This window comes from Amycolatopsis sp. NPDC059027 (assembly GCF_042739735.1).
Classification (GTDB): Bacteria; Actinomycetota; Actinomycetes; order Mycobacteriales; family Pseudonocardiaceae; genus Amycolatopsis.
In genome coordinates this window covers 72,275-80,007 of the sequence record NZ_JBHYIK010000043.1, presented here as the reverse complement: position 1 = coordinate 80,007, position 7,733 = coordinate 72,275, and the positions used below count along the sequence as shown (strand labels likewise).

The window sequence follows — 7,733 nt, the reverse complement described above, 5'->3', positions numbered from 1 at the left end:
CCTTACGGGCGTCTGACGCCCGTAAGGTGGCCTTAACGGCAAGTGCGTGGCTCAGACCTCGAAGCGGTAGCCCATGCCCGGTTCGGTGAGCAGGTGGCGCGGGCGCGAGGGTTCCGGCTCCAGCTTCCGCCGCAGCTGCGCGAGATACACGCGCAGGTAGTGCGATTCCGTCTCGTACGACGGGCCCCACACCTCGTGCAGCAGCTGCTTCTGCGCCACCAGCCGCCCCCGGTTGCGCACCAGCAGCTCCAGCACGCCCCACTCCGTCTTGGTGAGATGGACTTCCTTGCCCTCGCGCCGCACCTTCTTCGCCGCGAGGTCGATGGTGAAGGAACCGGTGTCCACCACGGCTTCCACACCGTCCACACCGGACACGGCGGAACGCCGGACGGCGGCACGCAGCCGCGCGAGCAGCTCGTCCATCCCGAACGGCTTGGTGACGTAGTCGTCGGCGCCGGCGTCCAGCGCGTGCACCTTGTCGGCCGAGTCGGAGCGCGCGGACAGCACGATGATCGGCACCGTCGTCCAGCCGCGCAGCCCGGCGATCACCTCGGTGCCGTCCAGGTCCGGCAGGCCGAGGTCGAGCACGACGACGTCCGGTTTCGTCTCGGCGACCGCCTTGAGCGCGGCGGTGCCGTCGTGCGCGGTGATCACCTTGTAGCCGCGCGCGGACAGGTTGATCCGCAGCGCCCGCACGATCTGCGGCTCGTCGTCGACGACCAGCACCGTCGCGTTGTCCGGGCTCATCGCACCGTCTCCCTGTCGTCGTCCTCGAGCTCATGATCGCGTGCGAGGAGGTCCTTCTCCGGATCCTGTCCGCGGTAGGCGGGCAGGGAAATGATCACGGTCAGCCCGCCGCCCGGGGTGTCCTCGGCGCGGATCGAGCCGCCCATCGCCTCGGTGAACCCCTTCGCCACCGACAGTCCCAGCCCCACGCCCGGCGTGGAATCACGGTCGCCGCCGAGCCGCTGGAAGGGTGCGAACGCGGACTCGGCCGTGCCCTTCCGCAGCCCCCTGCCGTGGTCGACGATGCGCAGCTCGACGTGATCGGAATGCGCGCTGGCCCGGGCCGCGACCGGTTCCCCGGCAGGATTCGCGCCATGGCGCAACGCGTTGTCCAGCACGTTCGCCACTACCCGCTCCAGCAGCCCCGGATCGGCGAGCACCGACGGCAGCCGCGCGTCGTCGACAGCGACGACCACCGAGCCCGAACCGTCCACATTGGTCAGTGCGTGGCTGACGACCTCGTCGAAGCCGACCGGCCGCAGATGCGGACGCACCGCGCCGGTGGCCAGCCGGGACGAGTCGAGCAGGTTGTCGATCAGCCCGGCCAGCCGGTCCGCCGACTCCTCGATGGTCTCCAGCAGCTCCGCGTTGTCCTCTTCGGACAGTGACAGGTCTGGCGCGCGAAGGCTGCCGATGGACGCCTTGATCGAGGTGAGCGGGGTCCGCAGATCGTGCCCGACCGCCGAGAGCAACGTCGTGCGCAGCTCGGTCGCGGCCGCCTTGCGCTCGGCCTTGGCCGCCGCGGCCGCCGTCCGCTGCTGGCGCAGCGCGAGCAGCGACTGCCCCGCCACGGCCTCCAGCACCCGGCGGTCCGAGGCGGGCAGCACCCGGCCCACCAGCGTCAGGTGGACGTCCGCGGTGACCGCGATGTCGATGTCGGCGTCGTCGGGGTCCTTGCACGGATCGCCGCCCGAGCACGCGACCTTCGTCCACTCCCCCTTCTGCTTCTCCAGCAGCGTCACCGACGTCAGGCCGAAGTTCTCCTTCACCTTCTCCAGCAGTCGCTCGATCGGGTTCGCATGGGTCATCACGGTGCGCGCGTACGAGGCGAGCAGCGACGCCTCGGTCCGAGCCTGCGCCGCCTGCGTGGCCCGGCGCGCGGCCGAGTCGACGACGATCGCGACCAGCACCGCGACGACCATCATCGAAATGAGCGTCACCACGTTTTCCGGCGTGTGCACGTTGAGCGTGTACAGCGGCGGGGTGAAGAAGAAGTTGAGCAGCCCGGCGCCGAGCACCGCGGCCACGAGCGCCGGACCGAGCCCGCCGACCAGCGCGACGACGACCGTGGCGAGCACGTAGTCCATCACGTTCGTGGGATACTCCAGCGCCTGCTGGAACTGGACGCCGGCGAAGGTCACGACCGCGGGCAGGAGCACCGAAAGCACCCAGCCCATGACGCGGCGGGTCGGCCTGAGCGGGCTCTTGCCCAGCCGCGCGGGCAGCTTCCCGCCCGCCTCCTCGTGCGTGACCATGTGCACGTCGATCGGCCCGGAATCCCGGACCACCGCGGCGCCGATGCCCTCGTCGAACAGCCGCGCCACCCGCGATCGCCGGGACGTGCCGATCACGAGCTGCGTGGCGTTGACGCCGCGCGCGAAGTCGAGCAGCGCGTCCGGCACGTCGTCGCCGACGACAGTGTGGAAGGTGGCGCCGACCTCCTCGGTCAGCTTGCGGCAGCGGGCCATCGCGGTCGGGCTGATCCCGCGCAGCCCGTCCCCGCGCAGGATGTGCACGACCTGGAGTTCGGCACCGGCGCGGGTGGCGATCCGGCTCGCGCGCCGGATCAGCGTCTCGCTCTCCGGGCCACCGGTGATCGACACGACCACCCGTTCGCGGGTTTCCCAGGTGTCGGTGATCCGCTGCTCGGCGCGGTAGCGCTGGAGCGCGACGTCGACCTGGTCGGCGACCCACAGCAGGGCCAGCTCGCGCAGCGCGGTGAGGTTGCCCGGCCGGAAGTAGTTGCCCAGCGCCGCGTCGATCCGCTCGGCCGAGTAGATGTTCCCGTGCGCAAGACGGCGTCGCAGCGCCTCGGGCGTGATGTCGACCAGTTCGAGCTGCTCGGCGCGCCGCACCACCTCGTCCGGCACGGTTTCCTGCTGGGGCACGCCGGTGATGCGCTGGACGACGTCGTTGAGGCTCTGCAGATGCTGCACGTTGACCGTGGACAGCACGTCGATCCCGGCCTCGAGGAGTTCCTCGATGTCCTGCCAGCGCTTCTCGTTGCGCGAACCGGGCACGTTGGTGTGCGCGAGTTCGTCGACGACGGCGACCTCGGGCTTGCGCGCCAGCAACGTGTCGACGTCCATCTCGGTGAACTCGTGCCCGCGGTGGGTGAACCGCCGCCGCGGCACGAGTTCCAGTCCTTCGATCAGCTCCGCGGTCTTCTTGCGGCCGTGGGTTTCCACCAGCCCGATGACGACGTCGGTGCCGCGGTCGAGCCGCCGTCGCGCCTCGCCGAGCATCGCGAAGGTCTTGCCGACGCCCGGCGCCGCGCCGAGGTAGATCCGCAGTTCTCCCCGGCGCGGCTTCGGGCGTGTGCTGTCGTTGTCCACGACTGTCAGTGTGCCCCTCCGGCCGCGGCCCGCACGGCCAGGTTGACCTTCAGCACATTGACCCCGGGGACGCCGATCCCGGCACCGCCGGTGTTCTGTTCGACCAGCTCGCGGACCTTCGCCTCGGGCAGCCTTGTAACCCGCGCCACCCTGGCGATCTGCAGGTCCGCGTAGGCGACGCTGATCGTCGGGTCGACACCGGCGGCGTCCGCGGTCACCGCGTCGGCGGGCACCTGATCGGGTTTGACGCCCTCTCGCTGGGCGATGAGGTCCTTCCGCTTGGTGATCGCGTCCACCAGGTCCTGGTTGTACGGGCCCTTGTTGGACGCGCCGGAGGTCGACGGGTCGCCGGGGCCGAGCACGTCCTTCGCGGTGGCCGACGGCCGGGTGTGGAACCACGGGTCGTTCGCCGGATCCTTGGCCACCGGGTCGATCCCGATGAGCGAGGAGCCGACCGCCTGGCCGTTCTGCGTGACGACCGAGCCTTCGGCGTTGTCCTGCAGCCCCGGGATCCGGGACACCGCCCACACCGCGAGCGGGTAGATGACGCCGAGCAGCACCGTCATCACGATCAGGACGCGCAGCCCGGCACCGGTCTGCTTGAGAAGAGCCTTCATGACAATCAACCAATCCCGGGAATGAGCCGCACCAGCAGGTCGATCACCCAGATCCCGAGGAACGGGGTGACGATGCCGCCGAGGCCGTAGATCAGCAGGTTGCGCCGCAGCAGCGCGGACGCGGTGGACGGGCGGTACCGGACGCCGCGCAGCGCCAGCGGGATCAGCGCGACGATGACGAGCGCGTTGAAGATGACCGCCGAGAGGATCGCCGACTTCGGTGTCGCCAGGTGCATGATGTTGAGCGCGCCCAGCTGCGCGAAGATGCCGGTGAACATCGCGGGCAGGATGGCGAAGTACTTCGCGAGGTCGTTGGCGACGCTGAACGTCGTCAGCGCGCCGCGGGTGATCAGCAGCTGCTTGCCGATCTCCACGATCTCGATCAGCTTCGTCGGGTCGGAGTCGAGGTCCACCATGTTCCCCGCCTCCTTCGCGGCGGAGGTACCGGTGTTCATCGCGACGCCGACGTCGGACTGCGCCAGTGCGGGAGCGTCGTTGGTGCCGTCACCGGTCATCGCGACCAGGCGACCGCCCTCCTGCTCCTTCTTGATGAGCGCCATCTTGTCCTCGGGCTTGGCCTCGGCGAGGTAGTCGTCGACGCCCGCGTCCTCTGCGATGGCCTTCGCGGTGAGCGGGTTGTCGCCGGTGATCATCACCGTCTTGATGCCCATCGCGCGCAGCTCTTCGAAGCGCTCCTTCATCCCCGGCTTGACCACATCGGACAGCCGGATCACACCGCGCACGAACGCTTTCCCGCCCGTCGTCTCCGCGACCACCAGCGGGGTCCCGCCCTGCTGGGAGATCTCGTCGACGACGCGTTCGGTCTCGTCCGGCATGTCGCCGCCGCGCTCGCGCACCCATTCGCGCACCGAACCGGTGGCGCCCTTGCGAACCTCGCGCTCGCCGAAGGTGATGCCGCTCATCCGGGTCTGCGCGGTGAAGGGGACGAACTCGCCGAGCTTCTCGTCCTCGTTCGCGACCTGCGGGAGCCCGTGCCGTTCCTCGATGAGTTCGAGAATGCTGCGTCCCTCGGGCGTTCCGTCGGCGAGACTGGAGAGCCGGGCCGCCGCGGCCAGATCGTCCACAGTGGATTCACCGACCGGGATCAGCTCGGTCGCGCGCCGGTTGCCGAAGGTGATCGTGCCGGTCTTGTCCAGCAGCAGGGTGCTGACGTCGCCCGCCGCTTCGACCGCGCGGCCGGAGGTGGCCAGCACGTTGCGCTGCACCAGCCGGTCCATACCGGCGATACCGATCGCCGAGAGCAGCGCGCCGATCGTCGTCGGGATCAGGCAGACGAGCAACGCCGTCAGCACGATCACCGACTGCTGGCTGCCCGAGTAACCCGCCATCGGCTGCAGCGCCACGACGGCGAGCAGGAAGATGATGGTCAGCGTCGAGAGCAGGATCGTCAGCGCGATCTCGTTCGGCGTCTTCTGCCGGGAAGCGCCTTCCACCAACGCGATCATGCGGTCCACAAAGGACTCGCCGGGCTTGGTCGTGACCTTGACGACGATCCGGTCGCTCAGCACCGTGGTGCCGCCGGTGACCGCGCACCGGTCGCCACCCGACTCGCGGATGACCGGGGCCGACTCACCGGTGATGGCCGATTCGTCGACCGTCGCGATGCCCTCGACGACGTCGCCGTCGCCGGGGATCACCTGTCCGGCCTCGACCACGACGAGGTCGCCGATGCGCAGCTCCACGCCGGGGACGGACTCCTCGGAGCCGTCCTCGTTCAGGCGCCGCGCGACGGTTTCCTTCTTGGCCTTGCGCAGCGTTTCCGCCTGCGCCTTGCCGCGGCCCTCGGCCACCGCCTCGGCGAGGTTCGCGAACAGGACCGTGAACCACAGCCAGATCGCGATGAGGATGGTGAACACGCTCGGATCGGTGATGGCGAACACGGTGACCAGCACCGAGCCCACCCACACCACGAACATCACCGGGTTGCGGAGCTGGTGCTTCGGGTTCAGCTTGCGCAGGGCGTCCGGCAGGGACGTCCAGAGCTGGCGCGGGTTGAAGATCCCGGCGCCGACCCGGCCCGCGTTCTCGACGTGGTGCTGGGTCTCCTCCTCCGGGGTCCGCCGGGGTGTTTCCGTTGTGGTGGTCATGCCAACGCCTCCGCGATGGGCCCGAGCGCGAGCGCCGGGATGAACGTGAGGGCCGCGACGAGGACGATGGTGCCGGCCAGCATCGTGCCGAAGAGCGGCCCGGTGGTGGGCAGCGTGCCCGCGGTCTCGGGCACCTTCCGTTGCGCGGCAAGGGATCCGGCCAGGCACAGCACGGCGACGATCGGGATGAACCTGCCGAGGGTCATGCACACGCCCAGCGAGGCCTGGAACCAGTCGTTGGTCACGGTGAGACCGCCGAAAGCGCTTCCGTTGTTGTTGCTCGCCGACGCGTAGGCGTAGAGGACCTCCGACAGCCCGTGCGGGCCGCTGTTGGACATCGCGCCCGACGTTCCGGGCAGCAGCAGGGCGATCGCCGAGCCGAGCAACATCACGGTCGGCATCGCCAGCATGGAGATCGCCGCGCAGGTGACCTCGCGCTTGCCGAGCTTCTTGCCCAGGTACTCCGGGGTCCGGCCGACCATCAACCCGGCCAGGAACATCGCGATGACGGCCATCACCAGGATGCCGTAGAGGCCGGTGCCGACACCACCCGGCGAGACCTCGCCGAGCAGCATGTTCAGCAACGTGCCACCGCCGCCCGCGCCGGACAGGCTGTCGTGCATGCCGTTGACCGCGCCGGTGGACGTCCCGGTGGTGGTGTCCGCGAAGATCGACGTCAGGCCGATCCCGAAGCGCTGTTCCTTGCCCTCCATGTTCGCTCCGGCGGCCAGCGCGGCCGGGCTCTTCGTGAAGGCCTCGGCGCACCAGATCCCGACGAGCATCAGGCCCCACAGCGCGCCCATGACGCTCAGCAGGACGTAGCCCTGCTTCGTCTTGCCGACGAGCTTGCCGAAGGTGCGGGTCAGCGAGACCGGGATGACCAGGATCAGGAAGATCTCGATCAGGTTGGTCCACGCGTTGGGGTTCTCGAACGGGTGCGCGGAGTTGCCGTTGAAGACACCGCCACCGTTGGTGCCGAGTTCCTTGATGACCTCCTGGCTCGCGGCCGGGGCCAGCGCGATCCTGCTGGAGCTGCCGTCCGGGTTGACGACGTCGATGCCGGACTTGAGGCTCTGCACCACGCCGAGTGCGATCAGCACGATCGCGAAGACGAACGCCATCGGCAGCAGGATCCGGACGGTACCGCGGGTCAGGTCCACCCAGAAGTTGCCGATCCGATCGGTCTTCGAGCGGATGAACCCGCGGGTCACCGCGATCGCGACGGCGAGGCCGACCGCGGCGGACAGGAAGTTCTGCACCGTGAGCCCGGCCATCTGGACGAAGTGGCCCATGGTCGACTCGGGCGTGTAGGACTGCCAGTTCGTGTTGGTGACGAAGCTGATGGCCGTGTTGAACGCGACGCCGGGCGACACCGCGCCCCGGTCGAAGTTCCACGGCAGGATCGACTGCAGCCGCTGCAGCAGGTACAGCAGGATGATCGCGACGAACGAGAACCCGAGCACGCCCGAGGCGTAGGTCTTCCAGTGCTGCTCGGTGTCCGGGTCGACGCGGGCCACCTTGTAGAGGCCTTTTTCGACCTTCAGGTGCTTCTCCGTCGAGAAGACCTTGGCCATGTAGTCGCCGAGTGGTTTGTAGACCACTGCCAAGGCGACAAGAAGAAGGCCGACTTGCAGGAAGCCGGCCGCTGTGTCACTCATTCCGCTCCT

5 protein-coding genes are annotated in these 7,733 nt (G+C 69.2%); all 5 read right to left on the bottom strand.

Translation table 11 applies throughout. The features are described 5' to 3' along the window. Positions 1-51: 51 nt before the first annotated feature. The 5 genes from ACFWY9_RS27720 to kdpA are packed head-to-tail and all read right to left on the bottom strand — an operon-like array spanning position 52 to position 7,724. Positions 52-747: a response regulator gene (locus ACFWY9_RS27720; protein ID WP_378329140.1), complete on the bottom strand. Its 696-nt coding sequence runs from the start codon at positions 745-747 to the stop codon at positions 52-54. Beyond that, a complete protein-coding gene (locus tag ACFWY9_RS27715) occupies positions 744-3,341 on the bottom strand; it encodes a DUF4118 domain-containing protein (RefSeq protein ID WP_378329139.1) in 2,598 nt (865 codons plus the stop codon). Before ACFWY9_RS27715 ends, ACFWY9_RS27720 begins: the two co-directional genes overlap by 4 nt. A gap of 5 nt (positions 3,342-3,346) precedes the next feature. Then, the gene (locus ACFWY9_RS27710; protein WP_378329138.1) at positions 3,347-3,958 is read right to left on the bottom strand and encodes a potassium-transporting ATPase subunit C; all 612 of its coding nucleotides are present in this window, start codon (positions 3,956-3,958) and stop codon (positions 3,347-3,349) included. Between the two features lie 5 nt (positions 3,959-3,963). Further along, the gene (gene kdpB, locus ACFWY9_RS27705; RefSeq protein ID WP_378329137.1) at positions 3,964-6,066 is read right to left on the bottom strand and encodes a potassium-transporting ATPase subunit KdpB; all 2,103 of its coding nucleotides are present in this window, start codon (positions 6,064-6,066) and stop codon (positions 3,964-3,966) included. Further along, complete coding sequence (gene kdpA, locus ACFWY9_RS27700) at positions 6,063-7,724, bottom strand: potassium-transporting ATPase subunit KdpA (protein ID WP_378329136.1); 1,662 nt, start codon at positions 7,722-7,724, stop codon at positions 6,063-6,065. The genes kdpB and kdpA overlap by 4 nt, the downstream gene beginning before the upstream one ends. Between the last annotated feature and the right edge of the window lie 9 nt (positions 7,725-7,733).